The 25,557-nt window shown below is 60.2% G+C and carries 30 protein-coding genes; 18 read left to right on the top strand and 12 right to left on the bottom strand.

The features are described from left to right. Position 1: 1 nt before the first annotated feature. The 5 genes from TAMC210_RS06280 to phoU all read left to right on the top strand — a co-directional run bounded on the left by TAMC210_RS06280 (position 2) and on the right by phoU (position 6,042). Positions 2 to 1,630 (top strand): L-aspartate oxidase, encoded by a 1,629-nt coding sequence (locus TAMC210_RS06280; protein WP_173297926.1) that lies wholly within the window; start codon positions 2 to 4, stop codon positions 1,628 to 1,630. A 35-nt stretch (positions 1,631 to 1,665) separates the two neighbouring features. Continuing rightward, positions 1,666 to 2,490 carry a carboxylating nicotinate-nucleotide diphosphorylase gene (gene nadC / locus TAMC210_RS06275; RefSeq protein ID WP_173298169.1) on the top strand — a complete coding sequence of 275 codons (825 nt, stop codon included), beginning with the start codon at positions 1,666 to 1,668 and terminating at the stop codon, positions 2,488 to 2,490. Between the two features lie 157 nt (positions 2,491 to 2,647). Further along, a complete protein-coding gene (locus TAMC210_RS06270) occupies positions 2,648 to 4,318 on the top strand; it encodes a formate--tetrahydrofolate ligase (protein WP_173298168.1) in 1,671 nt (556 codons plus the stop codon). Positions 4,319 to 4,496: 178 nt separating this feature from the next. Next, positions 4,497 to 5,255: a phosphate ABC transporter ATP-binding protein PstB gene (gene pstB, locus TAMC210_RS06265; protein WP_173297925.1), complete on the top strand. Its 759-nt coding sequence runs from the start codon at positions 4,497 to 4,499 to the stop codon at positions 5,253 to 5,255. Between the two features lie 70 nt (positions 5,256 to 5,325). Beyond that, entirely contained in the window at positions 5,326 to 6,042 is a 717-nt protein-coding gene (gene phoU, locus TAMC210_RS06260; RefSeq protein ID WP_254388537.1) for a phosphate signaling complex protein PhoU, read from the top strand. A 20-nt stretch (positions 6,043 to 6,062) separates the two neighbouring features. On the opposite strand, the gene TAMC210_RS06255 is transcribed toward phoU, so the two are convergent. Beyond that, positions 6,063 to 7,286 carry an MFS transporter gene (locus tag TAMC210_RS06255; protein ID WP_173297924.1) on the bottom strand — a complete coding sequence of 408 codons (1,224 nt, stop codon included), beginning with the start codon at positions 7,284 to 7,286 and terminating at the stop codon, positions 6,063 to 6,065. Between the two features lie 239 nt (positions 7,287 to 7,525). Here TAMC210_RS06255 and TAMC210_RS06250 point away from each other — a divergent pair, with 239 nt between their 5' ends. The 9 genes from TAMC210_RS06250 to TAMC210_RS06210 all read left to right on the top strand — a co-directional run bounded on the left by TAMC210_RS06250 (position 7,526) and on the right by TAMC210_RS06210 (position 14,996). Further along, complete coding sequence (locus TAMC210_RS06250; RefSeq protein ID WP_173297923.1) at positions 7,526 to 8,344, top strand: phosphosulfolactate synthase; 819 nt, start codon at positions 7,526 to 7,528, stop codon at positions 8,342 to 8,344. Positions 8,345 to 8,513: 169 nt separating this feature from the next. Beyond that, on the top strand, positions 8,514 to 9,233 hold the full coding sequence (locus TAMC210_RS06245) for a 2-phosphosulfolactate phosphatase (protein ID WP_173297922.1): 720 nt from the start codon (positions 8,514 to 8,516) through the stop codon (positions 9,231 to 9,233). A gap of 79 nt (positions 9,234 to 9,312) precedes the next feature. Then, on the top strand, positions 9,313 to 9,768 hold the full coding sequence (locus TAMC210_RS06240) for a DUF441 domain-containing protein (RefSeq protein WP_173297921.1): 456 nt from the start codon (positions 9,313 to 9,315) through the stop codon (positions 9,766 to 9,768). Positions 9,769 to 10,145: 377 nt separating this feature from the next. After that, positions 10,146 to 10,949: a 3-methyl-2-oxobutanoate hydroxymethyltransferase gene (gene panB, locus TAMC210_RS06235; RefSeq protein ID WP_173297920.1), complete on the top strand. Its 804-nt coding sequence runs from the start codon at positions 10,146 to 10,148 to the stop codon at positions 10,947 to 10,949. Further along, complete coding sequence (locus tag TAMC210_RS06230; protein WP_173297919.1) at positions 10,949 to 11,665, top strand: CvpA family protein; 717 nt, start codon at positions 10,949 to 10,951, stop codon at positions 11,663 to 11,665. Before panB ends, TAMC210_RS06230 begins: the two co-directional genes overlap by 1 nt. A 12-nt stretch (positions 11,666 to 11,677) precedes the next feature. Then, complete coding sequence (locus TAMC210_RS06225; protein ID WP_173297918.1) at positions 11,678 to 13,093, top strand: aminopeptidase; 1,416 nt, start codon at positions 11,678 to 11,680, stop codon at positions 13,091 to 13,093. Positions 13,094 to 13,186: 93 nt separating this feature from the next. Beyond that, entirely contained in the window at positions 13,187 to 13,768 is a 582-nt protein-coding gene (gene yedF / locus TAMC210_RS06220) for a sulfurtransferase-like selenium metabolism protein YedF (RefSeq protein ID WP_173297917.1), read from the top strand. 11 nt (positions 13,769 to 13,779) lie between these two features. Further along, on the top strand, positions 13,780 to 14,646 hold the full coding sequence (locus TAMC210_RS06215; RefSeq protein WP_173297916.1) for a HEAT repeat domain-containing protein: 867 nt from the start codon (positions 13,780 to 13,782) through the stop codon (positions 14,644 to 14,646). 149 nt (positions 14,647 to 14,795) lie between these two features. Further along, the gene (locus TAMC210_RS06210; RefSeq protein ID WP_173297915.1) at positions 14,796 to 14,996 is read left to right on the top strand and encodes a DUF951 domain-containing protein; all 201 of its coding nucleotides are present in this window, start codon (positions 14,796 to 14,798) and stop codon (positions 14,994 to 14,996) included. On the opposite strand, the gene TAMC210_RS06205 is transcribed toward TAMC210_RS06210, so the two are convergent. Next, entirely contained in the window at positions 14,964 to 15,419 is a 456-nt protein-coding gene (locus TAMC210_RS06205) for a CGGC domain-containing protein (protein ID WP_173297914.1), read from the bottom strand. The two genes, TAMC210_RS06210 and TAMC210_RS06205, sit on opposite strands and share 33 nt — an antisense overlap. Before the next feature lie 332 nt (positions 15,420 to 15,751). Here TAMC210_RS06205 and TAMC210_RS06200 point away from each other — a divergent pair, with 332 nt between their 5' ends. From TAMC210_RS06200 to TAMC210_RS06185, 4 genes are all read left to right on the top strand, one after another. Further along, positions 15,752 to 15,973: a DUF1659 domain-containing protein gene (locus tag TAMC210_RS06200; RefSeq protein WP_173297913.1), complete on the top strand. Its 222-nt coding sequence runs from the start codon at positions 15,752 to 15,754 to the stop codon at positions 15,971 to 15,973. Between the two features lie 23 nt (positions 15,974 to 15,996). Beyond that, positions 15,997 to 16,218 (top strand): DUF2922 domain-containing protein, encoded by a 222-nt coding sequence (locus TAMC210_RS06195; RefSeq protein ID WP_217267290.1) that lies wholly within the window; start codon positions 15,997 to 15,999, stop codon positions 16,216 to 16,218. A gap of 144 nt (positions 16,219 to 16,362) precedes the next feature. After that, positions 16,363 to 16,560 carry a YvrJ family protein gene (locus TAMC210_RS06190; protein WP_173297912.1) on the top strand — a complete coding sequence of 66 codons (198 nt, stop codon included), beginning with the start codon at positions 16,363 to 16,365 and terminating at the stop codon, positions 16,558 to 16,560. 114 nt (positions 16,561 to 16,674) lie between these two features. Next, complete coding sequence (locus TAMC210_RS06185; RefSeq protein WP_173297911.1) at positions 16,675 to 16,974, top strand: MoaD/ThiS family protein; 300 nt, start codon at positions 16,675 to 16,677, stop codon at positions 16,972 to 16,974. A 287-nt stretch (positions 16,975 to 17,261) separates the two neighbouring features. Here the strand turns inward: TAMC210_RS06185 and TAMC210_RS06180 are convergent, their stop codons facing one another. From TAMC210_RS06180 to TAMC210_RS06135, 10 genes are all read right to left on the bottom strand, one after another. Then, on the bottom strand, positions 17,262 to 17,723 hold the full coding sequence (locus TAMC210_RS06180; RefSeq protein ID WP_173297910.1) for a hypothetical protein: 462 nt from the start codon (positions 17,721 to 17,723) through the stop codon (positions 17,262 to 17,264). A gap of 15 nt (positions 17,724 to 17,738) precedes the next feature. Next, complete coding sequence (locus TAMC210_RS06175; protein ID WP_173297909.1) at positions 17,739 to 18,461, bottom strand: nitrite reductase; 723 nt, start codon at positions 18,459 to 18,461, stop codon at positions 17,739 to 17,741. Between the two features lie 178 nt (positions 18,462 to 18,639). Further along, on the bottom strand, positions 18,640 to 19,974 hold the full coding sequence (gene dnaB / locus TAMC210_RS06170) for a replicative DNA helicase (RefSeq protein ID WP_173297908.1): 1,335 nt from the start codon (positions 19,972 to 19,974) through the stop codon (positions 18,640 to 18,642). 14 nt (positions 19,975 to 19,988) lie between these two features. After that, positions 19,989 to 21,887: a Lon family ATP-dependent protease gene (gene lonC, locus TAMC210_RS06165; RefSeq protein ID WP_173297907.1), complete on the bottom strand. Its 1,899-nt coding sequence runs from the start codon at positions 21,885 to 21,887 to the stop codon at positions 19,989 to 19,991. Positions 21,888 to 21,893: 6 nt separating this feature from the next. Beyond that, positions 21,894 to 22,346 (bottom strand): 50S ribosomal protein L9, encoded by a 453-nt coding sequence (gene rplI, locus TAMC210_RS06160; protein ID WP_173297906.1) that lies wholly within the window; start codon positions 22,344 to 22,346, stop codon positions 21,894 to 21,896. Positions 22,347 to 22,393: 47 nt separating this feature from the next. Continuing rightward, positions 22,394 to 23,380 (bottom strand): YybS family protein, encoded by a 987-nt coding sequence (locus TAMC210_RS06155; RefSeq protein ID WP_173297905.1) that lies wholly within the window; start codon positions 23,378 to 23,380, stop codon positions 22,394 to 22,396. A gap of 205 nt (positions 23,381 to 23,585) precedes the next feature. After that, positions 23,586 to 23,813 (bottom strand): 30S ribosomal protein S18, encoded by a 228-nt coding sequence (gene rpsR / locus TAMC210_RS06150; protein WP_173297904.1) that lies wholly within the window; start codon positions 23,811 to 23,813, stop codon positions 23,586 to 23,588. A 22-nt stretch (positions 23,814 to 23,835) separates the two neighbouring features. Further along, positions 23,836 to 24,258 (bottom strand): single-stranded DNA-binding protein, encoded by a 423-nt coding sequence (locus tag TAMC210_RS06145; RefSeq protein ID WP_173297903.1) that lies wholly within the window; start codon positions 24,256 to 24,258, stop codon positions 23,836 to 23,838. Between the two features lie 60 nt (positions 24,259 to 24,318). Beyond that, positions 24,319 to 24,615, bottom strand: a complete 297-nt coding sequence (rpsF, locus tag TAMC210_RS06140) for a 30S ribosomal protein S6 (protein ID WP_173297902.1) — start codon at positions 24,613 to 24,615, stop codon at positions 24,319 to 24,321. A gap of 177 nt (positions 24,616 to 24,792) precedes the next feature. Further along, positions 24,793 to 25,545, bottom strand: coding sequence for a slipin family protein (locus tag TAMC210_RS06135; protein ID WP_173297901.1), 753 nt, complete (start codon positions 25,543 to 25,545; stop codon positions 24,793 to 24,795). Between the last annotated feature and the right edge of the window lie 12 nt (positions 25,546 to 25,557).

The raw sequence follows: 25,557 nt of genomic DNA, 5'->3' as shown, positions 1-25,557 counted from the left end.
TATGCAACCGGTACCCCGCTACCTGGTAAATTTTAGTTTAGCCGACCTCCCCTGCCTCCGGGCGGACGTCCTTATCATAGGGAGCGGTATAGCCGGACTCTTCACCGCCCTGAAGCTGGCGCCCCGCTACCGGATTATATTAATCACCAAGGAACGCCCGGAGGATTGTTGTACTTATCTGGCCCAGGGTGACATTGCGGCCGTCATGGACGAGGAAGATTCCGTAGAGCTGCACGTGGAGGACACCCTGGCAGCCGGCGCGGGACTGGGCAATCCTGCGGCCGCCAGGGTGCTGGCGGAAGAGGGCCCGGAGCGGATTCGGGAGCTCCTGGAGTGGGGTATAGCCTTCGACCGCGAAGAGGGCCGCCTGGCCCTGGGCAGGGAAGGGGCCCACAGCCGGCGGCGCATCCTCCATGCCGGGGGAGATGCTACAGGCGCCGTCATCTGGCAGGGCCTGTTCGCCAGGGCCAGGGCCTGCGAAGGCCTCTATATCCTGCCGCAAACCATGGCCCTGGACCTCCTGGCCGAGGAGGGCCGGTGCTTCGGGGCCCTGGTATTGCGGCCGGACGGGTCCCCGGCGGCCATCCTGGCGGCCGCCACCGTGCTGGCCAGCGGTGGGGCCGGAGGCCTTTATCCGGTAACCACTAATACGGCCGGGGCCACCGGGGACGGCGTGGCCATGGCCTACAGGGCCGGAGCAGAAGTAGTGGACCTGGAGTTTTACCAGTTCCACCCCACGGCCCTGGCCCACCCCCAGGCGGCGGGCCTCTTGATAACCGAAGCGGTCCGCGGGGAAGGGGCCGTCCTGCGCAACGGAAGGGGGGAGCGGTTTATGCCCGCTTACCATCCCCGGGCGGAGCTGGCGCCGCGGGACGTAGTAGCCCGGGCCATAGTGCGGGAAATGGCGCGCACCGGGGAGCGGTGGGTTTATCTGGACCTCCGCCACCTGGACCCGGCGTGGCTGGAACGCCGCTTTCCTACCGTGGTGGCTACCTGCCGCCGGGCCGGCCTGGACCCCGCGCGGGACTGGTTGCCGGTGGCACCGGCAGCCCATTATTTCATGGGCGGGGTGCGCACCGACTTGAGCGGCCGTACCAGCCTGGAAGGCCTTTATGCCTGCGGGGAGGTGGCCTGCACCGGCGTCCACGGCGCCAATCGCCTGGGGAGCAATTCCCTCCTGGAAGGGGTAGTTTTCGGGGGACGGATAGCCAGGGAACTGCTGGACCGCAAGCTCAACCGCCCCCCCTGTCCTCCCTTACAGTACAGGGAACTGCGCGAGGGAGGCACTCCCACCGAGGATGCCGCGGTCGCGGAGCTGCGGGAAATTATGGCGGCGCGGGTGGGACTGGTGCGGGAGGCCGAGGGGCTTAAGGAAGCTGCCTCCAAGCTTGAGGCGTGCTGGTCCCGGCTGGCCCGGGAGGCTCCGGAGCGCCGGGAGGCGGAAAGCCATAATATGCTGCTGTTGGCCGGCCTCATGGTGACGGCGGCAACCTGGCGCCGGGAGAGCCGTGGGGCCCATTTCCGGAGCGACTTCCCGGCCCCGAACCCTGCGTACGCCAAACACCTGGTCCTGGCCTGGGGGCGAGAACCCCGGGAACTCCCGGCACGTCCCCCTGCTGAGGACCGGTAAGGGTTTTCCGGAGGAGGTAGGAAAGGGTGCTGAATATGTTGGCCGTCAAGGAGATAGTGGCCCGGGCCCTGGAGGAAGATTTGGGCGACGGCGATTTGACCAGTGCCGCCCTGTTCGGCGTCGAAGATCGGGGCCGGGCAGAAATTATTGCCCGCCAGGAAGGACTCATAGCCGGGCTGCCGGTGGCCGAAATGGTTTTCCGGATGGCCCCGCCGGGCTGCAGTCTCACCCCCCTGGTGGAAGAAGGGAGCAGGGTTGCGCCGGGTCAGACCGTGGCCTGGGTAGAAGGTCCCCTGCTGGGCATCCTGGGTGGCGAGAGGGTGGCCCTCAATTTCCTCCAGCGCCTCTCCGGCATTGCGTCTTTAACGGCACGTTATGTAGAGCGCGTAAAGCCCTATAAGGCAAGAATCTGCGACACCCGCAAAACCGTCCCGGGGCTGAGGGCCCTGGACAAATATGCTGTGCGTATGGGCGGCGGCACCAACCACCGCTTTAATCTGGGAGATGCCGTCCTCCTCAAAGACAACCACATCCGCGGCGCGGGGGGCCTTCGCCGGGCGGTGGAGAAAGTGCGGACCTGCATACCCCTTACCGCCAAGATCGAAGTAGAAGTGGAGAACCTGGACCAGGTGGCCGAAGCCCTGGAGGCCGGGGTGGATCTCATTATGCTGGATAATATGTCCCTGGAGGAGATGGCCGAGGCGGTGGAAATGATCCGGGGCCGAGCGCTGGTGGAAGCTTCGGGGGGGATTTCCCTCGAGACGGTAGCTGCGGTGGCCGCCACCGGGGTCGATTTCATCTCCGTAGGGGCTTTGACCCACAGCCCTCCTGCCCTGGATTTTAGTCTGGAATTAATTTAAGGTTCTACTTTAAATTTAATTTAACTTTTATGGTCCTTATTTAAGCTTCCGGAAGGAACAAATCAAGAAATGGCGAAATAATTTCTCCAGGAGGACGGGCTCTTATATATCTAATTTAAAAGTTACAGAAAGGAGTGTTCTTCCCTTGTCCACTCGCATCCCTACGGACATCGAGATCGCCCAGAGGGCTAAAATGAAGCCCGCCATGGAACTGGCCCGGGATTTAGGCATTGAGGAAGACGAGGTGGAGCTGTACGGCAAATACAAGGCCAAAATCTCCCTCAATGTATACCGCCGGTTGCAGGATAAGCCCGACGGCAAGCTGATCCTGGTCACCGCCATTACCCCTACGCCGGCCGGTGAAGGCAAGACCACTACCAGCGTAGGTTTAACCGACGGCCTGGCCCGGCTGGGCAAAAAGGTCATGGTCTGCCTGCGGGAGCCCTCCCTGGGGCCCAGCTTCGGCATCAAGGGAGGGGCGGCCGGGGGCGGATACGCCCAGGTAGTGCCCATGGAAGACATCAACCTCCACTTCACCGGCGACATCCATGCCGTGACCTATGCCCATAACCTGCTGGCGGCCATGGTGGACAATCACCTCCAGCAGGGCAACGAGCTGGGCCTCGATCCCCGGACCATTACCTGGCGGCGGGTTATCGACTTGAACGACCGGGCCCTGCGCTACACCGTCATCGGCCTGGGCGGCAAGGCCAACGGCGTGCCGCGGGAAACCGGCTTTGATATTTCCGTGGCTTCCGAAGTTATGGCCTGCCTCTGCCTGGCGAGCGACCTGATGGATCTAAAGGAGCGGTTCCGCCGCATAGTAGTAGGATATACCTATGACGGCAGGCCGGTAACGGCCGGCGACCTGGAAGCCCAGGGAGCTATGGCCCTCCTCATGAAAGACGCCATTAAGCCCAATCTGGTGCAGACCCTGGAGAACACCCCGGCCTTCGTCCACGGCGGCCCCTTTGCCAACATAGCCCACGGGTGCAACAGCATCACGGCCACCAAGACAGCCCTTAAACTGGCCGACTACGTAGTGACGGAAGCAGGCTTCGGTGCCGACCTGGGGGCGGAGAAGTTCTTCGACGTCAAATGCCGCTATGGCGGCCTAAAACCCGACGTGGCGGTGATTGTGGCCACCGTCCGGGCCCTCAAGATGCACGGCGGGGTTCCCAAATCCGACCTGGCCCAGGAAAACCTGGCGGCCCTGGAGGCCGGCTTTGCCAACCTGGAGAAGCACATTGAGAATGTGGGCAAATTCGGTGTACCGGCCGTAGTGGCCATTAACGCCTTCCCGACCGATACCGAGCGGGAGCTCAACCTCCTCTACGATCTCTGCACCAGGGCCGGTGCCGAGGTGGCCCTGTCGGAAGTATGGGCCAAGGGAGGTGCGGGCGGTATCGAACTGGCCCAGAAGGTGTTGAAGACCATCGAAACCAAGCCCTCCAACTTCCGCTTCCTGTACGAGCTGGACCTGCCCATTAAAGACAAGATCCACAAGATAGCCACCGAAATTTACGGCGCCGACGGCGTAAACTACACTGCCGAGGCGGAAAAGGCCATTGCCAACTTCACGGCCATAGGCTACGGCAACCTGCCGGTAGTCATGGCCAAGACCCAGTATTCCCTGTCCGATGACATGACCAAACTGGGTCGGCCGCGCAATTTCTCCATAACCGTCCGGGAGGTGCGCCTGTCCGCCGGCGCGGGCTTCATAGTACCCATTACCGGCGCCATCATGACCATGCCTGGATTGCCCAAACGCCCGGCGGCCTGCAACATCGATATTGATGCCAACGGCGTGATCACCGGCTTGTTCTAGGCCCGCCTGATCTCGACCTCCGGAGCGGCGGCCGGGATTCCCTGCGGCCGCCGCTCCTTTTAACACAGGCTTAACCCGGGCCTAACGCGGCCTTAATAGGGCCGGTCTATAATTTTTATAGTAGGAATATTAGGGCCGGAAACCGGGTATAAAAAGGAACAAGGGGTCGGGAGGCGAAATGGGAAAGCCGAAGATACGGGTTAAGAATTTGAATTTTTATTACGGCAGCACCAGGGCCCTCAAAGACATTAATCTCACCATTGAAGAACACCGTATTACGGCGTTGATCGGGCCTTCGGGGTGCGGTAAGTCCACTTTTCTGCGCACCCTAAACAGGTTGAACGACCTGATAGAGGACAGCCACGTGTCGGGGGAAGTTTTGCTGGATGAAAAGAACATTTACGATCCCGATGTGGACGTGATCGGGCTGCGGAAACGGGTGGGCATGGTTTTTCAAAGGCCGAATCCCTTTCCCATGTCCGTTTACGATAATGTGGCCTACGGCCCCCGCATCCACGGCATAAAAAAGAAAAAAGATCTCGATGAGATCGTGGAGCGCAGCTTGAAGGCCGCGGCCCTGTGGAATGAAGTGGCCGATCGTCTGCAGCAATCGGCCCTGGGCCTGTCCGGAGGGCAGCAGCAGCGGCTCTGCATTGCCCGGTGCCTGGCGGTGGACCCGGAGGTAATCCTCATGGATGAGCCCTCTTCGGCCCTGGACCCGGTTTCCACCCTTAAAATTGAGGAACTGGTCCTCTCCTTGAAGGAGCGATATACCATCGTCATAGTGACCCATAACATGCAGCAGGCCGCCCGGGTCTCCGATACCACGGCCTTTTTCTTGAACGGGGAGATAGTGGAGTGCGATGAAACGGCCATTATTTTCACCAGGCCGCGGGACCAGCGGACGGAGGATTATATTACCGGCCGTTTCGGGTAAGATAGGCGAGGACAAAGTATACAATATTCATAAAAGCTGGACGGTGACAACCGAGAGGGGGTGAAATATAATGGATACCAATAAGCATGGAGAAAGCATAGGGGGCGAACAGTTTATGGCAGGCCTTACCCGGCAGGGCTTTCACCAGTCTTTAGAATATCTCCAACAGGAGATTTTGCGCATGGGTAGCATTGTGGAGCAGGTGATAGCTAAGGCGGTGGACAGTCTGGCCAAGCTGGACGCTAAAATAGCCGATGAGGTCATTGAGGGCGATAAAGTCGTGGATGACCTGGAACTCCAGATCGAAAACCAGTGCCTGAAACTCATCGCTACCCAGCAGCCCATGGCCAAGGACCTGCGTAAAATTGCCGCAGGGTTCAAGATCATTACAGATTTAGAGCGGATTGCTGACTATTCGGTGGATATCGCCCGGGTAGCCAAGCGGATTATCGAGACCGGTCAGCCCCTGATCAAGCCCTTGATCGATATTCCCCGCATGGCCGAACTGGCCCAGAACATGGTCAAACAGTCTCTGGATGCTTACGTGCACGGGGATGTGGACCTGGCCTATACCGTGGCCCGGGAGGATGACCAGGTGGACCACCTGCATAATCAGATCTTCCGGGAACTCCTGGTCTTCATGATGGAGGACCCCAAGACCATCGGCCAGGCGACCTACCTTCTGTTTGTGAGCCGCTATCTGGAGCGTATTGCCGACCACGCCACTAACATTGCGGAGGAAGCCATTTACCTGGAAACAGGGGAGCGTAAAGAGTTAAACGATTAGGCGGGTAAAAACCCGCTTTTTTAATTTCGGGCCAAGAGCTCCGGAGGCAGCATTTTCTGGATCCGGACGGTAAAAGCGCTCAGCAGGGCAATGCCCACCACCAGGGCGGCGGCCAGGACGTAAAGGGAGGGGATACCCCACTTCACGGCCATCCCGAAGGCCGGGGGCCCCAAGGCCACGCCGAAGAAGCGCATGGAGCCGTACAGGCAGGTAATGCCCCCGCGCTCGGAAGCGGAAGCCGCGCTGGTTATGAGGGTGTTTACCGCCGGCAGTACGGCCCCGGTACCCAGGCCTAAGAGGGTGAGGGCTCCGAAGAGAATATAGACGGACGGCCGGAAGGCCATAATAAACAGGGAGGCGGCCACCAGGGCCAGGCCGGCCACGGCGGTCCCTTTGAGGAGATGCCCTCCCTTTTTCTGGAGGTAGCTGCCCGAGAGGTAAGAGGATAGGGCCATGGCCCCTACCGGGATGGCGATGAGGAGGCCCACCGTTAAACCGTGAAAGTTATAAGTAGCTTCCAGGGAATCCGCCACCAAGCTCAAAACCCCGAATAAAATAAAAAGCACCGCCATTCCGGCCAGAAAGCAGGCGAGAAGGCCCAGGCCCCTCTGCCGGAAGATCTCTTTAAGGCTGGCCAGGTAGGCTGCCAGGCTCTGGGGTTCTTCCTTTCCCTGCCGGGGCTCGCGTACCACCAGCCAGACGGCTATCCCGATGGGGATGGCCAGCAGACCATAGGCGTAGAAGGGAGCAAACCAGGCCAGGAGACCTAGAAGGGAACCGGCTATGGGGCTGATGACTTTACCCAGGCCGTTGGAGGCTTCCAGGGTGCCCAGGGCTTTGGCCCGCTCTTTACTCTGGAAGATGTCCCCTACCAGGGCCATGGCCAGTTGGTAAGTTCCACCCGCTCCTATGCCTTGGAGTACCCGGCTGCCCAGGATGAAGTAGTAGGGCTGGGCGAGGAAGGTGGCGGCCAGGCCGGCCAGGAGCCCGCCGGCCCCATAAAGGACGAGGGCGGGGGACATGATTACCCGGCGGCCGAAGCGGTCGGATAAAAACCCGGCAAAGGGGATGACGAAGCCTGCCGGGAGGGAAAAGGCGGTGATGAAAAGGCTCACTTGAAAGAGACTTACCCCCATAGCCTCTTTCATGGCGGGCAAGAGGGGTACCAGCATGGAATTGCCCAGGACCATAATAAAGGGAACGGCGCACAGGACGGCGAAGGGTAGCCGCATGGAAGCCTGCAAGCCACATCACCTCGTTTAGTTCACTGCTTCTATTTTTGTCCGGACTTTCCTTTGTTATCCCCGGCGGCTTAAGGGCCCCGGAGCTTTCTCTTTGGTATTTTTTCCCGTCAGCCCGGCAAGCCTGGCTCTTGGCAGAATCGGTACTCCTGGGCGCCTCTCTCCTGTTTCCCTTCAGGCCTTCGCAGAATAAAGTAACAGGGGAACAAAATACAGCACCTTTGAGGGAGGCGACAGTCGGCATGCAAAAGGGAGATTTCGGCGGGGGCAGTTGGCAGGAGATTCTGGATTTTCCCCTCCAGGGGCGCCTGCAAAAGCCGCGGCGGCAAGGTTTGACCATGGTTATCGACAAGGGGATGGGCCTGGCCCAGGTTCAGGATTTGCTGCGGGTAGCGGCACCTTATATTGACTTCATAAAACTCGGCTTCGGCACCTCCGTGTTTTACCCGGCCGACATCCTGAAGGAAAAAATCAGCATGGTCCGTTCTTACGGCGTCGACATCTTTCCGGGCGGGACCTTCCTAGAGGTGGCCGTGCTCCAGGGGAAGCTGGAACTTTATCTCAAGACGGCTCGGGAGATGGGCTATACTTTTGTGGAAGTTTCCGACGGCACCATAACCATGAGCCCGGAGGTACGCCGGCAAGCCATTCACCATGCCCTGGAGCTGGGCCTGGGCGTAATAAGCGAGGTGGGGAAGAAGGATCCCAGGGACCGGGTAGAGGAAACGGCCATCCTGGAGCAGATACGCCAGGACCTGCAGGACGGGGCGTATAAGGTGATTGTGGAAGGCCGGGAGTCCGGGAAAGGGGTGGTTATCTACGACGATGCCGGCGCCATCAAATGGGATGAGCTGGAGGCCATGGCAGCGGGAATTGAACGCCTGGAAGATATTATCTGGGAAGCACCCTTAAAACAGCAGCAACAGGAATTGATCCTGCGCTTTGGTCCCAATGTTAACCTGGGTAACGTTCATCCCCAGGACGTGCTGGCCCTGGAGGCCTTACGGGTGGGCCTCAGGGGTGATACCCTGCGGGCCACCTTGAGGGCGGCAATTTCTTGAGGGTTTGGCAGGAATCAGGTGCGGCGGTGGAGAAATATATTCCCCTCAGGGCCTGCATCCCTTCCCGGGATGCAGGCCCGAGAAGACCTTGGGGAGTAGAAAGGACTTCCGGCGCCGCGCCGGCAGGGCGCAAGCCTTGTATCGCGCCTTAATCGGTGGAGGGGTTCCTTTGGAAATCGATGTTTTCAGCACCATCAACAGCGCTACAGATGACGGATTAGCGGGCAAGGTAGTCCTGGTGGTGGATACCCTGCGGGCTACCACTACCATTGCTACGGCCCTGGAAGCGGGTTGCCTGGAAATCATACCGGTTCTCACTCCGGAAGAAGCCATTGAAATGCGGGAAAGGCTGGAGGACGACCGGGTACTCCTGGGCGGCGAAAGGGGAGGAGTAAAGATCCCCGGCTTTGACCTGGGCAACTCTCCCCTGGAATATACGGCCGAAGTGGTGGGCGGGAAAAGGATTATCATGACCACTACCAACGGCACCAGGGCCATCAAAAGGGCGGCACCGGCCCGGGTTATCTTTTTGGCCGCCGTGGTCAACGCTCCCGCGGTAGCCGCGGCCGCCGCCGAGGTTGAAGGGGATGTAAGTATCCTCTGTGCCGGGACCAGGGATCGTTTTTCCCTGGAAGATTTCTTGACCGCCGGCCTCCTGATCGATGAACTCCGGCAAAGGGGTAATTATTCCCTGCGGGACGGGGCCCGGGCGGCCTTGGAGCTTTACGGGCTTTATAAAGGGGACGTGGCCGGGATCATACGCGGCAGCCTGCACGGGCGGCAGTTGCTGGAGTTGGGCTTTGAAGCGGACCTGGATTACAGCAGCCGCATCGGGCTGTTGTCAACGGTCCCCTCCTACAACGGGGGTTTGATCAAAACATACCGCTGAAGGGGCGCCCCTTGCCGGGGACTATTCGAGCGGCAGGTTAGCATATAAATGCAGTGAAACGTATTAGAGGGGAGTTCCCATGAACTCGTCCACCCTGCTCCTGCTGCTCATCATGCTCCTCGGCATCATCGGCCGTTCGAACATTATTGCCGCGGCGTCGGCCGTTTTGCTACTGCTGCAGTTTACCAACCTCCAGCGGTTTTTTCCCCTCTTAGAGCGCCGGGCCCTGGAGGTCGGTCTTATCTGTCTCGTCGTCTCCGTCCTCATACCCTTCAGTTCCGGCCGGGTTTCGGCGGCCGAGATATTGAAATCCTTTATTAGTTCCAACGGGATTATCGCCCTTTTGAGCGGGGTTATCGCCACCCATATGAATTATCAGGGCTTGGAGCTCCTCCAGCGTTATCCCCAGATGATGGTCGGTATGGTCCTGGGCTCCATCATCGGGGTGGCCTTTTTCGGCGGTATCCCCGTAGGGCCCCTCATGGCGGGTGGCATTGCGGCCCTGCTGGTCCAGCTCGTCGCCTACCTGAAGTGAAGGGCGGTAGACGCCGGCTTATATCCTGCCCCGCCGGCAGGGGTGGCGGTCCGTGGAGGAGGCGGAAGGGTTATAAGAGTGGAGCCGGGCTGCATAACCTTTGCCGGTGACAGGGAATAATAATTAAGGATCGGGGGCAACCCCAGGCTCCTGCTCAAATAAAGCTCAATATAGTCCAGCGTGAGGGGGTGCCTTTTCTGTATAACCGGATCGAACCTCCGGAAGGGCCCCGGGAAAGTCCCCAGCCCACCACCACTCCCCACCCCCGGACAGCTCCGCCAGAATTCCCCGACCAGGTGGAAGAACCAAGGGAATCCCCGCCGCGGGGATTTTCTTGTTATAATGGTGGTAGGTTAATCCAGAAAGGGGGATAAGCTGTGGCGGGCAAAAAGATAACCGTCCTTAAGCTCAGGGAAATGAAGGAACGCGGCGAAAAGATAACCATGCTCACGGCCTATGATTATCCCTCGGCCTTAACGGCCGATCGGGCCGGGATAGACGTTATCTTGGTGGGAGACTCCGTAGGAATGGTGGTGCTGGGCTATGAAAGCACCCTCCCCGTCACTATGGACGATATGGTACACCATACCAAAGCTGTAACCCGGGCCCGGCTTGCAGCCCTGGTCGTAGCCGATCTGCCTTTTCTCTCCTATCAGGTCAGCGTGGCTGAAGCCGTGCGCAATGCCGGCCGGCTGGTGCAGGAGGGAGGGGCAGAGGCCGTAAAGCTGGAAGGAGGCCGGCCGGTAGTGGAAAAGGTTGAAGCCATAGTGGAGGCCGGCATCCCGGTTATGGGCCACTTGGGCCTTACTCCCCAGGCTGCTAACCAGCTAGGGGGGTTCCGCGTCCAGGGTCGGGATGAAGAAACGGCCAGGCGCCTCATAGAGGAAGCAGAGCTTTTGCAGGAGGCAGGAGCCTTCGCTGTGGTGCTAGAGTGTGTACCGGCTAACCTTGCCCGCACCATTACTGAGCGCCTCCGCATACCCACCATCGGTATAGGCGCCGGTCCCCATTGTGACGGCCAGGTGCTGGTGTATCATGATGTGCTGGGGCTCTTTGACCGCTTCCAGCCAAAATTTGTCAAGCGTTACGCCCGTTTAGGGGAGGAAATAGTGGCGGCCCTGCAACAATACTGCCAAGAGGTGCGGCAGGGTATTTTCCCCGGGGAGGAACATTCCTATTGATGAATTACCTGGACTGGATTCTGCTGCTGATACTGGCCTGGGGCGCGTGGCATGGTTACCGCCAGGGCCTCATCAACCTGGCGGCCGGGCTCATGGGTTACGTGGTCGGCTTTCTGGTGGCTTTAAACTTGGCCGGCCCCCTGGCCACCCTGGTCGACCGCCAGTGGCAGCTGGCGGAAAGGGGGGGAAAGTGGCTGGCCGCCTACCTGCCCCTCCCCCGGTTGGTCCTCCAACAGGATTTTAGCGTCCAGTCGGTGCAGCAAATGGACTCCCTGGTGGGAGGCTGGCCTTTACCGGCGGCCTGGAAGGCCGGCCTCCTCAATTCCATGCTCCAGTCCGGGGAAAGGGGAATGACCCTGGGAGAGGTCCTGGCCGGGCAGCTGGTGCTGGGGGCCGTAAAGCTACTGGCCCTGATTCTTCTGTTCTACGCAAGCCTCTGGCTGGTACGCCGCAGCGGATATATCTTGAGCCGGGGGATAGCCTTTACACCCTTCGGCTGGCCCAGCCGCCTTTTGGGTTCCGCCCTGGGCCTCAGCACCCATGCCCTCTACCTTTCCCTTTTTTTAGGTGCTGTCGAATGGGGGCTGCAGAGGGGATTCCTGGACCGGTTGCCCTTGGGAGTTCCCCTGACCCGCCAGTTGTACGGTTCCCAGCTGGCACCGCCCCTCCTCGGGATGTTCTACTGGCTGGAAGGATTGGTGCATAACTTATTCTAGGAGGCGATAGTCATGGCCGGAGAAGGTAAGCAGCTACAGGCCAAGCTGGCCCTGCCGGAAAAGAGCGCCTGGGAAAGGCTGGCGCCGGGAGAGAGGGAGGCGGTATTTAATTTCTGTGAGGGCTATAAGGCCTTTTTGAGCCGGGCCAAGACCGAGCGGGAGGCCGCCCGCCTGGCCGTTGAGGTCGCCCGACAGAAGGGGTATGCCCCCCTGGCCGGCCTTCCTTCCGGCCGCGGCCTGGCGCCCGGCACCAAGTTCTTCTTGGAATGGCGGCATAAAGTGGCCGTGCTGGGGGTTGTGGGGCAGGCCCCCCTTGACCGGGGAGTGCGCCTGGTGGGAGCCCATATCGATGCCCCGCGCCTGGATCTCAAGCCCATGCCCCTGTACGAGCAGGGAGGTCTGGCGCTGTTCAAGACCCACTATTACGGGGGCATTAAAAAATATCAGTGGACGGCCCTACCCCTGGCCCTCCACGGGGTGGTGATCCTGCGGGACGGGAGCAGGCGGGAAATCATCATAGGCGAAGATCCTGGGGATCCCGTTTTCAGCATCAGCGACCTGCTCCCCCACCTGGCCAAAGAACAGATGAAAAAGGCTATGGAAGAAGCCGTGGCCGGCGAGGATTTGAACCTGGTGGTCGGTAACATACCCTATCCTGACGAAGAAGTTAAAGAAAAGGTGCGGCTGGCCATCCTGCAGCTCCTCCACCAGAACTACGGCCTTACAGAGGAGGATTTCATAGTGGCCGAACTGGAGCTGGTACCGGCCGGTCCGGCCCGGGATTTGGGTCTGGACCGCAGTATGATTGCGGGGTACGGCCAGGACGACCGGGTTTGTGCTTACGCCGCCCTCCAGGCCCTCATGGACCTGCCTTATCCCCAGCATACGGCCCTGGTGCTCCTGGTAGACAAGGAAGAGATCGGGAGTACCGGTAATACCGGTGCCCAGTCACGGCTCCTGGAACACGTGGTGGCCGAGCTGGCCGCCCGGGCCGGCTACCCTGACCTCTTAAGTGTTGGGCGCATCCTGGCGGCATCCAAGGCCATTTCGGCGGATGTGACGGCCGGCCTGGATCCCACCTATGAAAACGTCTTCGATAAGCGCAACGCCTCTCGCCTGGGTTACGGCGTGGTCCTCAATAAGTACTCCGGCTCCCGGGGCAAGTACGAGGCCAACGATGCCAGCGCGGAATTTATGGCCGAACTGCGGGCTATTTTCAACAACGCCGGGGTGATCTGGCAGAGTGGCGAGCTCGGCAAGGTGGACCTGGGCGGCGGGGGAACCATCGCCAAGTACCTGGCCTATTTCGGGTTGGAAGTGGCAGACTGCGGTCCGGCCCTCTTGTCTATGCATGCTCCCCTGGAAATAAGCAGTAAAGTGGATGTCTACATGGCCTACCGGGCTTACGGTGCCTTCCTGGGCAGTTAGGGCCGTCAGGCCAGGCAGGTAAAGGAGCGGTTCATGTCGAATATTCAATAGTTCGTACCGGGGCAATAAAGTTGGCAAAAGGTGGGGAGAAAAGTGGAAACCAAGGTGGATGCCCGCGGGCTGCCCTGCCCCCAGCCGGTTATTCATACCAAGAAGGCCCTGGAAGGGCTGAAGGAAGCCGGGGAAGTCGTCACCATCGTGGACAATGAAGTGGCGCGGGACAACGTGGTGAAACTGGCCCGCAGCCTGGACTGCGCCGTGGAAGTGGAGGAGCGGGGTTCGGATTACTACATCCACATCCGCAAAGAAGGGCTGCCCGGCACCCAGCTCTGTGTAGCCCCGGGGCAGGTGGTCTTGATCAGCACCGATGCCCTCGGCCAGGGAACCCGGGAGTTGGGCGAAGTCCTCATGCGCAATTTTCTTTATACCCTGAGCGAAGGAGAAGTTATTCCGCGGCGCCTCCTCTTCATCAACAGCGGGGTTAAGCTGTGTTGCGAGGGCTCCCCGGCCCTGGCCAGTCTAATGGCCCTGGAACGGAGGGGCCTTGAAATACTGGTCTGCGGTACCTGCCTGGACTATTACCGCCTTAAGGAAAAGCTCTGCGTGGGTTCCATTACCAACATGTATACCATCGTCGAACACCTTATGGCTGCCGAAAAGGTCATCACCCTATAGGAGGATGGGCCTTGCTCAGGGGCTGGTGGCGCAAGGGCCGGGAAAAGGACCCAAGGGGATTGATAGAAAAACTCTGCCGCTGCAGGGGAAGGCTTCCTTCCTCCTTGAGGAAAGCCCTGGCTAAACTGGGAGCCGGGGAGGGGGCCCGGGTTATTCTGGAGTGCTGGCCCCGCCTCGGACCGGAAGTGCGGCGGGAAGTCAAGGCTCTGGCCTGCGGGAAGGACTGGGTAGGGGAGTGGCTCCAGATGCTAAAGGGCGGCGGGGCTAAGGAGCGGGCCCTGGCGGCGGAGATACTGGGGGTCTTGCAGGTAGACGGCGCCGTGGCCCTGCTTCTGGAGGCCCTGGCCGACGGGGAAGAAGGGGTTCAGATGGCTGCAGCTGCGGCTCTCGCTTCCCTTAAGGATCCCCGCTGCCTGGAACCTTTAGCCCTGGCCCTGGCCGAGCCCCAGCGCATTCCCCCGGCCCGCGTGGCCCAGGTTATGGCCGCCTTTGGCCGGCAGAGCATACCCTATTTGCTGCCGTCCGTCCGGACCGGCCCGGAGGAAGTGGCGGTGCGGGCCGTCGAGATTCTGGGTAACCTCGGCGAGGCCGAGGTCCTGCCGGTGCTGGGAGAAGGCCTGCAGGCCTCCTCGCCTGCCCTGCGGGCGGCGGCCGCCCAGGCCCTTGGAGATACGGGGCTAAGGGAGGCCGCAGGCTATCTCTTGCCGGCCCTAGGGGATCCCGAGCCTAAGGTGCGGGCGGCGGCCGCCCTTTCCTTGGGGCGCCTGCGGTGCAGGGAGGCCCGTCATGTCTTGGAGAAGGCCCGGGACGATCCTGCCTGGGAAGTGCGTATTTCCGCGGAAGCGGCCCTGAAGGCCGTGGGTCAGGGGCCCGTTTAGCTCCTCTGGATAGAAAGGGCCTGTTCCGGTGATGGGTGGACGCCGTTAAAGGTCCTTGAAGGGCGAGGAGAGAGTACCCCTCGTGCCCGCGCGCTGGACGGCGGCCCTGAGGGCGTCGGTACGGGGCATCTCAAGGAGGCTAAGAAGCGGTGGACCTTCACCTGGGAGACATTGTAGAAATGCGCAAAACCCACCCCTGTGGCAGCAGCCGCTGGGAGATCCTGCGGACGGGTATGGATTTCCGGCTCCGGTGCCTGGGCTGCGGCCGGCTGGTTCTACTCCCCAGGACCAAAGTAGAGAAGAGCATCAAGAGGGTGTTATCCCGAGGGGAGGGAACACCAGTAACTTAAATTGCCCAGCTGGCGAAGACATTCCGGTACGCTGGGTATGCCCGGGAGGGCTCGCCGGACGGAGCGGCAGCCTACGGCCTTATCGGCGGCGATATAGGTACCCATCAATACGGGGCGCCCGAAGGCGGCCTCTATTTTTTTGCCCAGTTGTACGGCCTCGGGGCAGTGGCCGGCCAGGAAAAGGCAGGAAGCCAGGGCGAACACCTGGACGTTGTCCTGGGCGAGCATATCGGCGGCCAGTTCGGTGATCCGGTCTCCGGGACAGCCGGGACACGGGCGCAGGCTCACGATGCGCCCTTTCCGCAGCCGGCCCAGGGGACCTTTTTGTTCCAATTGGGCCAGAAAACAGAGGATATGGGACTGGAACCCCGGGCAACCGTGGTACCAATAGTGGCGGCAGGCAATAATTCCTACGCGGGCCATATCAGGCTTCCCTTTCGACCAAAAAGTATTTTTAAGATCATGTGCTTGACTTAATACAGGATCCATACAACAAAAAGTATTCTAGCATAAAAAGAGCATAAAACTTGTCGGATTATGTAGGCCCTCCGGGCCCTCGGGCAGTTTACGCCGGGCTCAGATTTTGGGTTTTGCCGGCCTGAAGGCCCGGGCCGGGTCTTCCATACCGCCTTCACGCCGTCCGGTTGCCGGACCGGGAGCAAGGGAAGGAGGTTCATCTTCGCTTCGTCGGGAAAGGCAAATTCGACCGCTGCCTCCCCTCCTGGTAGACTCCAGACCAGAAGGGGGGTGGCAAAATGGCAGTAGTGGCGACGCCTGTAGGGGCATCCCTGCGGCTGCAGGTGCAGGTCGGGACCAATTCCGCGGGCGAGCCGGTTTACCGGTGGAGGACTTTCAACCGCGTAAAACCGGAGGCTGCCGACCAGGACCTCTGGGACGTGGCCCAGGCCCTGGCTGCCCTGCAGGCTTATCCGGTGGTCTCCGTCAACCGCGTACAGGAGAGCAGCTTGTCGGCCTAAAAAGCAGGAGGGGGGATTAGACCATGATGACCAGGCGGTTGGAGCTCGTCTTCCAAAATGCTGCCGGTCGCCGCACCGTCCTGACCGTCCAGGAACCGCGGTCCGACATCACAGCCGATGAGGTGAGGGCGGCTATGGAGCTTATTGTGGCCCGCAACGTCTTCACCTCCCCCGGCGGGGACCTGGTGGCCGTGGCCGGGGCCCGGCTGGTGAGCAGGGAAACCGTGGATCTTATCTCCGTCTAGGGGTATACGGCCGGGCTGACCTGTGGTTCCCGGCCCTTGGCTCAACTCCCGCGTTGGGGTGGCCGGCAGGTGAAGAGAAACGCCGGCCACCCCAACTGGGGGCATCCCTGGGGAGCGTGCCCGCAGGAGGGGGGGAATCGTTAAATGGAGGACCTATGGACCCAGGTGGGAAATGTTGGCTTTCCCATGGTCATGGCCTTTTACCTCCTGGTCCGCATGGAGCCTCTAATAAAGGAGCTGCAGAAGTCGGTTACTTTACTGACGGTGGTAGTAGCCCGTTTGGGGGGCCTGGACTACCAGGAAGCCAAAGGGTTGCTGGAAGGCAAGGGTGTTAGTAAATAGCGCAACTCCTCCATCCCCGGTACCCGGGAGTTAGCCTTGACTTTCTCCGGGGAGAGGGTTACTCTGGAAATGTAAAAAGGTTAGATTAATTTCATCAGTTCCGGGGGTGGTGGCATGGAGGAGAGGATGGAGGTAAAGGTTAGCACTATTTTAGACCTGGCCCAGTTCCTGGGTACCAGTGAGCTTACGGTATCCGTCCCTGCAAAGGCCACGGTTATGAATGTTTTGGAAGCCGTCCGGGAGCTCACCGGCAGGGACGTAAGGGAAAAGATAATAGCCCCGGAAACGGGAGACCTTAAAAGCTTCATACGAGTATTCGTAGAAGGCCGCGATGTTCGCTTCCTGCAGGGACTTGCCACCCCGGTAAACCCCGGGGATACGGTGCTTATTCTACCTCCGGCGGCAGGGGGGTAATCCCGCCCGGCTCCGGCGGAAGGACGTCGGGTGCTAGCCCTGGAGGCCGCGCTCCGAAGGGGGATGGTTCCGGCCTCACCCCGCCGGCCGGTCGCCCCCTCCAGGGACATGAAGATCGACCGAAGCCTGGCCTGGGGGAGATACCACGCCCTTGCGGGGAAGCCCTCGAAGCTTTGCCAAAGAGCCCGAGGCCCTGCCCGGGGACGGCGGGTTTTTGGGGGAGGAGCATGGTGCAGGCTGCCGCCCGGGCAGGGAAGATGCCCCGGGGCCGGAGCCCGGGGGGCTGTTCAGGGGCCGTCGGAAGACGCGGCCTTTTTCTTTTGCTGGTAAAGGGACGCCAGCTTTTCTCCCAGGGCCGGTTCCTGGCGGGCCACCTGGAGGAGGTAGGCAGCGATACTTCCCGTGAAGGGCATATACTCCCCGAAGAGGGCCCGCTCCATGGCCCGCCGGCTGATGCTGATAACACAGTCTTCTTCGTGGTTATCCTGGCAGCTATGGCACTGGAGGAGTATTTCACTTAAAGTTTCCAGCAGGTCCTCCTGGTAATAAAGGCGGAGGTCGTCTTCCGGAATGAAGGTGTGTCCCTGGGGAATGTGCCAGGTGTTTTTGGCCTGCGCATAGTCCAGGACAGTCTGGGTGAATCCTATAAGGCAGCGGGCCTTATCACAACTACCGCATTCTTCTACTGTCTTGCAGCACTTATCCACCGCCCGGCGGATGGTTTCCAGGTTTACGCTCCTGACTGTCAAAGGTGTTCACCGCCTTTACCGCGTAGTTTGGTTTAAGAAGTGGAGAAAGTCGCTCTCTTCTTCTTGCGGCTGGAACGAAGCCAGCATGTCGGCCGGTGGCTCGAAGGGTTCCCACCCCGCTCGCTGGATGGTGTGGCAGAGCCTTTCCTTGGGCTGGGCCAGTTCGTTGTAACGGACGAGAACATGTTCCAGGATGGCCAGAACCCCTTCTCCATTTACCTTCTCCGCCAGCAGCCGGCCGTGGATGGGTTTCCGGCTGGCCCCCCGGCCGCCTATGTAGATACTGAAGGAATCTTCCCCGGTAGCCACCACCCCGAAGTCGGCGCAGAAGGGCTCGGTGCAACCTCGGTGGCAGCCGGCTACCGAAATCTTAAAATCGTTGGGCACCGGGCGATTCATAAACCGATCCTGCAGAATGCCGGCCAACGCAAAAACGTCGGAGAGGGAGCGCTGGCACAGCTCAGAGCTGCCTGCACAGGCCTTGACGTTCCGCACTGTTTCGCCGAAAACACCTACCCTAAGACCCAGGCTTTCCACCCCTTCCCGCAGGACCGGGAGTTTTTCCTCGGGAATAAGGAAAATCAACGTCTGCCGGGTGGTTAGTTTGCAGGCTTTACATTCCAGCTCCTGGGCCAGCCGGGCCAGGCCCATGAGCTGTTGGGGGGTAAGGAACCCACATTGCGCTACAATGCCCACCCCTAAAATCCCCGATTTCTGCAAAAAGATGGCGTCGCCCATGCCCTTCCTCTCCTTGTTAGTAATAGTTATTATTAGTATGCAGAGGTGATATATTTATTCGCCACGTCCGCGGAAGATCCTGCCGAGTTATTCCAACTTTTAAGCCTTGGGTCCAAGGCAGAGGCCCCATCCTGTCAGGGCTTCGGGAGCCGGGGAAGCAGGGCCGGTTCCGCCTTCCTTAAGGCTCCGGCTCGGGGGCCAGGTCCACAAACTTGGTAAATTCGGGCAGGAAGGCCATTTCCACGGTTCCCACGGGGCCGTTGCGATGCTTGGCCACGATGACTTCGGCAATACCCTTCTTGTCAGTATCGGGGTCGTAGTACTGGGGGCGGTAGAGGAAAATGATCACATCGGCGTCGGCTTCAATGGCCCCGCTCTCCAAAAGATCGGCCATAACCGGCCGCTTGTCCTGCCGCTGCTCCACGCCGCGGTTCAGCTGGGATAATACCAGGACCGGCACGTTCAGTTCCCGGGCCAGGGCTTTGAGGGCCCGGGAGATGAGGGCGATTTCCTGCTGGCGGCTGTCCACCCGGCGGTGGGCCTGCATGAGCTGGAGGTAATCGATGACTACCAGCCCCAACCCGCATTCGGCCTGCAACCGGCGGGCCTTGGCCCGGACTTCCATGGCCGTGATGGCCGGCGTGTCGTCTATGTAAATGGGCGCCTCCGCAAGGAGGCTGGCCGCGTTCACCAGGCGGGCCCAATCCTCTTCCTTCAGGAAGCCGGTGCGGAGGCGGTGCTGTTCTACCATGGCTTCGGCGGCCAGCATCCGCTGCACCACCTGGTCCTTGGACATCTCCAGGCTAAAGATGGCCACCGGCACCTTCTGCTGGAGGGCCACCTTCTGGGCAATATTAAGGCAGAAGGAGGTCTTGCCCATGCCCGGCCGGGCCGCGCAAATGATGAGGTCGGAGGGCTGCAGGCCGGAGAGTAGTCGGTCTAAATCCGTAAAGGTGGGTAGACCGGTAACCTCTCCTTTGTGGGAGGCCAGCCGCTCCAGGTGTTCAAAGGTTTGGAGGAGGACCTGCTTGATGTTTACAAAACCGTCCCGGTACCGGCCGGCGGCCACCTCCAGGATAAGCCTTTCGGCTTCATCCACGATTTCCCCGACTTCCCCCTCCTCCTCATAAGCCCTTTCGGCGATACGGGTAGCCGCCTGGATTAGCTGCCGGAGGGCGGCCTTCTGGGAGACAATGCGGGCGTAGTGGCCGGCATTGGCTACACTGGGAACTACCGTGGTAAGCTGGGCAAGGTAGGAGGCCCCTCCCACGGCCTCCAGCTCACCCCTGCGCTTCAATTCCTCGGTTACCGTTAAGAGGTCGACCACTTCGCCCCTGGATTCCAGGTCCAGGATGGTCCGGTAAATGACGCGGTGAGCTTCGCGGTAGAAGTCCTCCATCCGGAGGATTTCGGCAGCCGTGAGCAGAGCCTCCCGGTCGAGGAGAATGGCGCCCAGGACGGATTGCTCCGCCTCCAGACTGTGGGGGGGGAGCCGCTCCGCAAGCTCCTGCATAGACTTCACCGCCCCTATTCTTTCACCAACAAATGTTCCAAAGCCTGGGCTACGGTGGCTACCGGTATCACTTGGATGCCCGGCAGATCCCCCGGAACCTCGGCGGCATTGGCCTCGGGAAGAATAACATAACGCATGCCGGCCTGACGGGCACCGTAAATTTTTTCCACAATTCCCCCTACGGGTTTTACTTTACCCTGGATGGAGATTTCGCCGGTTACGGCCACATCCTGCCGTACCGCACGGCCCTGGATGGCGCTGATGATGGCCGCACACACGGCCAACCCTGCCGAAGGACCGTCGATGTTACCCCCGCCGACCACGTTCACGTGGACGTCGTAGTCGCTCAGGTCTTCCCCGGTGAGCAAGCGAAAGACGGCGGCCGCATTGAACACCGAGTCCCGGGCCATACTCCCGGCAGTCTCATTAAAGCGGATATTGCCCTTGCCCGGCTCCCGGGCCGGGAAGGCTACGGCCTCTACCTCCAGCACCGAACCCACAAAACCGGCCACGGCCAGGCCGAAAACTCGGCCGATCTCCGGCTCATCCTGGGCCCTGGCGGTGATGAAGGGGGTCAGGCGGGCCGTCTGGGCGACCTCCAGGATATGCTGCACGGTAATGAGCCGGCGGCGCCGGCCCCTCTTTTGATACTGCTGGTAGAGGGCCAGACCGTACGCATCGGCCAGGAGGCTAACGGCCTTCCGGCCTTCTATGGTGTATTCGGCAATGAGGGAGGGAACCGCGGGCTCCAGCTTTACCCCCAGCCTGGCGGCCGCCTCCCGCACGATGGTTTCGATCTGCGCCGGGGTTAGGGGCTCGAAATATACTTCGGCACACCGCGAGCGCAGGGCGGGGCTCAGCTCCTCGGGATCGCAGGTCGTGGCCCCGATGAGGACGAAATCCGCCGGCGCCCCTTCCTCGAAGAGCTTTCTTATATATTGGGGCACGTTTTCATCGGCCGGATCGTAATAAGAGGAATCGAAGGTTACCCGCTTGTCCTCCAGAACCTTAAGGAGCTTGTTCAGCAAAAGGGGGTCCATTTCGCCTATCTCGTCTATGAACAGGACCCCCCCATGGGCTTCGGTTACCAGTCCCAGCTTCGGCTCCGGCACGCCGCTCTCGGCCAGATCCCGCCGGGCCCCCTGATAGATGGGGTCGTGGACCGAGCCCAAAAGAGGGTTGGTTACCTCCCGGGGATCCCAGCGCAGGGTGGCGCCGTTGACCTCGATGAAGGGGGCATCGGCCTTAAAGGGCGAGCCTTTGATCTTCTTGGCTTCCTCCAGGGCCAGCCGGGCGGCCGTCGTCTTGCCCACTCCAGGAGGCCCGTAAATTAGGATATGCTGGGGAAAGGGGGATACCAGTTTGGCCAGGAGGGACCGCACGGCCCGCTCCTGGCCCACAATCTCCTCCAGGCTTTGGGGCCTTAAGACTTCCATGGCCGAGCGGGCCAGCCTGGTCTGTTCCATCTTTTCCAGAATTGCCAGTTTCTTAAGGGTGTGGGCATTTTCCGGCCCTGCGTTTTCCCGCAGGATCTGCATACGGATTTCCTGCAGGTATTCCTCGTGGCGCTCCTGCATCCTTTCGGCCACCCGGCGTTCCAGGTTGTCTTCCACCGACCGGCGGGCTATGAAATCCGCCAGCTCTTCCTGGATTTCGTTTAGGATTTGGGGGATGGCCTCCAAGGGAGGCGCCGTATCGATGGTGGGGTCTTCGTAAACCAGCTTCTGGAGGGCCAGAACCCGCTCCGAGAGTTTATCCGATTGGAGATAATCCAGCGCCTCCAGCTTGCTGGCCTTGAGCACCAGCTTATCCGTTCCGTAAATATCGGCCAGAATACCGTACAGGGCGCTGACCTGCCGGGATAGAAAATCGCCTTCATCTTTAAAAAGAGCTACTTTAGCTCTCCGGGGCATTGGGTCTTAACTCCTTTCTGCCACTACCTGTACCAGTACTTTGGCCTGCACCTCGGGATGCAGGCGCAGTACCACCGGATAGGAACCCAGCATTCTGATGGGCTCCTCCAGTTCAATTTTACGCCTATCCACCTTGATATGAAAGGTGTTTTCTATCTCCAGGGCTATTTCTTTATTGGTAACCGAACCAAAAAGCTTGCCCCCTTCTCCAGCCCGGGCCGTTACCGTGACCGTACTCCCCTCCAGCTGACGGGCCACCCTCTGGGCTTCTTCCCTTTCTTTCTGCCTTTTTATCTCCTCCTGGGCCTTAACTCGGGAAAGTTCCTCCAAGCGGCCCTTGGTAGCCGGAACCGCCAGCTGGCGGGGAAAGAGGTAATTACGAGCATAACCGTCGGAAACTTCTACTACGCTTCCCTTGGCGCCTAGCTTGGGTACGTCGGTGGTCAAAATAACCTTCACCGGGTCTTACCCCCTTAATTATAGAAATAGTAATTGCCGATCCCGCCTCAAGGGCTTCCCGCCTCCCGGGGCTTGCGCCACCCCAAGAAGGGATCGAAGAGCCCCAGGCCCAGTACCACCAGGAGGCCGAGGGGTATATTGATTAAAAAGATCATAAGGAAGGCCGCCTTGAGGAACCACGACCACCTGAAACGGTGGGCGAAAAAGCTGACGACGGCCAGGCCGTTGCCCAAAACCAGGGGGAGATAGAGGTAAAGAATGTTGAGACCCAGGGTTTTGAGCCAGGTCACTTCCTCGTAGTCCCCCAGCAGGCTCAGACCCAGACCGGCGATAACCCCCCAGAGGGTGTACCAGGGGAGCTGCCAGTGACGAAAGGGCGGCAGCCTCTGCTCGGTAAGGCTTAGCCTTCGCAGGACAGTTTCGGCTACCAGATAATTGATAAAGGCCGTGAACAGCGCCACGGTGGCCAGTATGGCTGGCAAGAGGCGCTTTAGATAGTCCACCATGTTCTCCAGGTAGCCGTGGAGCTCCTCCGGCGTCACTCCTTCCCGGGCCATTTGCTCCAATACCCCCGACCGCCGATACATTTCCAGGACATGCTCCGGCATCTGTTCGAGGTCGGCCGCCAGCCGGGCGGGGGACCAGCCGGCCAAATAAAAGGAGAACCCCAGGGAACAGAGGAGGGATATTAAGGCTACCAGGGTACCGGCCAACACCATACGCCCGGGAGCCGTTCCCTGTTTAAAAAGGTAACCGTACAGGAGGCCGACGGCCGCAAATTGGGTAAAAAGCAAGAAAGCCCGCGGCACCCCTCCCAGCAGCCCCACCAGCAGCCCGGCAACGAAGGCGGCCATGATTCCCGTACGCAAGTCCCGGCGCACTATGAGGACGGTGATGGGAAGCGTCCAGATCAGGTTAGTGAAGAGCTGTAAGGGGGGCAAGAAAAGGCCCACCAGAGCCAGCCCGGCCGCAAGGGCGGCCATCAAGGCTCCTTCGGCCAGGGCCGTAGTACTTTCCCGCTGGCTCACTGCCATCTCCTCGCTTCCCACCTGGGATTTATCTTTAGATAGCCTTGGATAATGAAAGAGGGAGCTTTTTGGCTGGCCCCCTCCATGGTGACTGCGGTGCCCTCCGGAGGACTCACCGGGCGGGGAGCCCGTCCCCGGCGGGCCGGGCGTATTGCGCGGTGGGCTCGTTCCCCCCCGGAAGCACCCTAACGGCTAATCCTTTCAGGACCCTTTATTCTGCAGTGAAGGGCAACAGAGCCACCATCCGCGCCCTCTTGATGGCCCTCGTAAGCTGCCGCTGGTGGCGGGCGCAGTTACCCGAAATCCTCCGGGGTATAATCTTGCCCCGCTCGCTCATGTACTTACGCAGGCGGTTTACATCTTTGTAATCGATGTAATCGATTTTATCTACACAGAAACTGCAGACGCGCTTCCGGCCGCGCTTCCGATCCCGCGCCAAATTCCTTCACTCTCCTTTTAAATTAAAAGGGAAGCTCGTCGTCCCCCATTTCGATTTCCGTACCCAGATCTCCCAGATCAGGGAAATCACCCATCTCCTCATTGCCGGAACCGGTGGTCCGGTCTTTGGGCCAGTCTAAGAACCGCACATCTTCGGCCACCACCTCGGTGACCTGACGCCTCTGGCCCTCAGGGGTCTCATAAGATCTTACCTGCAGGCGCCCTTCCACGGCTACCAGCCGCCCTTTGCCCAGATGGTTGGCACAGGTTTCTGCCAGCTTACGCCACAGGGCAATGCGAATAAAGTCCGTGCCCCGCTCGCCCTGCTGGTTGAGGTAGGGGCGGTCCACCGCCAGGGTGAAATTGGCTACCGGCACCCCACTGGGCGTATAGCGCAGCTCTGGGTCCCTCACCAGGCGGCCGATGAGTATCACCCGGTTTAACATAGCTCTATCCCCACCTTGTAAGAAAGATCCTTACTCCCTGCAGGCCGGTCCCGGCCGGGGCTAGCTCGCTTTTTCCTCTAGGCGGGTTATAAGGTAGCGGATAACCTCATCGGTTATCTTAAAGACCCGTTCCAATTCCTGGGCAACGGCTGCTGGCCCCTTAAACTGCAGCAAGACATAGTAACCCTCGCGGAACTTCCGCACCTCATAGGCCAACCGCTTCTTGCCCCATTTGTCTACCTGGACCACTTCTCCTCCGTTGTCGGTGATCAGGTTGGTGAATTTGTCTATCACTGCCTGGGTTTGTTCGGCGTCCAGGTCGGGTCTAATTACAAACAGGGCCTCGTAACTGCGCATGCCTAACCACACCTCCTCCCTGTGGACTGGATCGGCCCCACCCCTCCGGGTGGAGCAGGGAAGCATTTTTCCGGTGTATTATAGCATACCCTCTCCCCGCAGACAAGGGCTCCTTTTCCGTTGTGCGGCAAGACAAAGCCCCCGGCCTGTGGCCGGGGGCGGGGGTTGAGGGGCCCTTCATTTATCTCGGTTCCATAGTTGCTGGAAGAACTCCACGGGAACGGGAAACACTATAATATTGCTCTTGTCCGAGGCAATTTCGGTGAGGGTTTGCAGGTAGCGCAGCTGGAGGGAAGCGGGCTCGGAAGAGATGATCCGGGCCGCTTGGGCGAGCTTTTCGGCCGCCTGATATTCACCGTCGGCATGGATGATCTTGGCCCGCCGATCGCGCTCGGCTTCGGCCTGGGCGGCCATAGCCCTCTGCATGGTCTGGGGCAGCTCCACATCCCTGATTTCCACCTGGGTCACCTTAACTCCCCAGGGCTCGGTGCCCTCATCAATAATCTGCTGGAGCCGCTGGTTGATCTGTTCCCGTTGGGAGAGGAGCTCATCGAGATCCGACTGACCGAGGACGCTGCGCAGGGTGGTCTGGGCCAGCTGGGAAGTGGCCGTTATGTGGTTTACAACTCTAATGACCGCGTTGGCAGGGTCTACGACCCGGAAGTAAACCACGGCATTAACCTTTACGGTAACATTATCCTTGGTAATGGCCTCCTGGGTGGGAACGTCCATGGTTACTACCCGCAGGTCGACCTTCTGCATGCGCTCGATGAAGGGTATCAGGAAAAACAGGCCGGGTCCCCTTACTCCTACATAGCGCCCGAGGCGGAAGATCACGCCGCGCTCGTACTCCTGGACGACCCGTATAGCCGAGGAAAGGATGCTGGCAATTACTACTACCAGGGCTATAAGGGTGATGAGATTCTCCACGCTGGTGACACC

Origin of the sequence: Thermanaeromonas sp. C210, assembly GCF_013167955.1 — a bacterium.
Classification (GTDB): domain Bacteria; phylum Bacillota; class DSM-521; order Neomoorellales; family Neomoorellaceae; genus UBA12545.
The sequence above is the reverse complement of the archived record's forward strand: the minus strand, read 5'-3'. Positions and strand labels throughout refer to the sequence as shown.

Excerpts from the sequence above, each read along its gene's own strand:
- TAMC210_RS06205 (WP_173297914.1), bottom strand. The coding sequence starts at position 15,419 with ATGGCCCGCGTAGGAATTATTGCCTGCCGCCACTATTGGTACCACGGT.
- TAMC210_RS06185 (WP_173297911.1), top strand. The coding sequence starts at position 16,675 with ATGGAGGAGAGGATGGAGGTAAAGGTTAGCACTATTTTAGACCTGGCC.
- dnaB (WP_173297908.1), bottom strand. The coding sequence starts at position 19,974 with ATGCAGGAGCTTGCGGAGCGGCTCCCCCCCCACAGTCTGGAGGCGGAG.
- TAMC210_RS06145 (WP_173297903.1), bottom strand. The coding sequence starts at position 24,258 with ATGTTAAACCGGGTGATACTCATCGGCCGCCTGGTGAGGGACCCAGAG.
- nadC (WP_173298169.1), top strand. The coding sequence starts at position 1,666 with ATGTTGGCCGTCAAGGAGATAGTGGCCCGGGCCCTGGAGGAAGATTTG.
- lonC (WP_173297907.1), bottom strand. The coding sequence starts at position 21,887 with ATGCCCCGGAGAGCTAAAGTAGCTCTTTTTAAAGATGAAGGCGATTTT.
- TAMC210_RS06240 (WP_173297921.1), top strand. The coding sequence starts at position 9,313 with ATGAACTCGTCCACCCTGCTCCTGCTGCTCATCATGCTCCTCGGCATC.
- TAMC210_RS06175 (WP_173297909.1), bottom strand. The coding sequence starts at position 18,461 with ATGGGCGACGCCATCTTTTTGCAGAAATCGGGGATTTTAGGGGTGGGC.
- TAMC210_RS06280 (WP_173297926.1), top strand. The coding sequence starts at position 2 with ATGCAACCGGTACCCCGCTACCTGGTAAATTTTAGTTTAGCCGACCTC.
- pstB (WP_173297925.1), top strand. The coding sequence starts at position 4,497 with ATGGGAAAGCCGAAGATACGGGTTAAGAATTTGAATTTTTATTACGGC.
- phoU (WP_254388537.1), top strand. The coding sequence starts at position 5,326 with ATGGATACCAATAAGCATGGAGAAAGCATAGGGGGCGAACAGTTTATG.
- TAMC210_RS06230 (WP_173297919.1), top strand. The coding sequence starts at position 10,949 with ATGAATTACCTGGACTGGATTCTGCTGCTGATACTGGCCTGGGGCGCG.
- TAMC210_RS06195 (WP_217267290.1), top strand. The coding sequence starts at position 15,997 with ATGATGACCAGGCGGTTGGAGCTCGTCTTCCAAAATGCTGCCGGTCGC.
- TAMC210_RS06200 (WP_173297913.1), top strand. The coding sequence starts at position 15,752 with ATGGCAGTAGTGGCGACGCCTGTAGGGGCATCCCTGCGGCTGCAGGTG.
- TAMC210_RS06155 (WP_173297905.1), bottom strand. The coding sequence starts at position 23,380 with ATGGCAGTGAGCCAGCGGGAAAGTACTACGGCCCTGGCCGAAGGAGCC.
- rpsF (WP_173297902.1), bottom strand. The coding sequence starts at position 24,615 with ATGCGCAGTTACGAGGCCCTGTTTGTAATTAGACCCGACCTGGACGCC.
- TAMC210_RS06250 (WP_173297923.1), top strand. The coding sequence starts at position 7,526 with ATGCAAAAGGGAGATTTCGGCGGGGGCAGTTGGCAGGAGATTCTGGAT.
- TAMC210_RS06190 (WP_173297912.1), top strand. The coding sequence starts at position 16,363 with ATGGAGGACCTATGGACCCAGGTGGGAAATGTTGGCTTTCCCATGGTC.
- TAMC210_RS06225 (WP_173297918.1), top strand. The coding sequence starts at position 11,678 with ATGGCCGGAGAAGGTAAGCAGCTACAGGCCAAGCTGGCCCTGCCGGAA.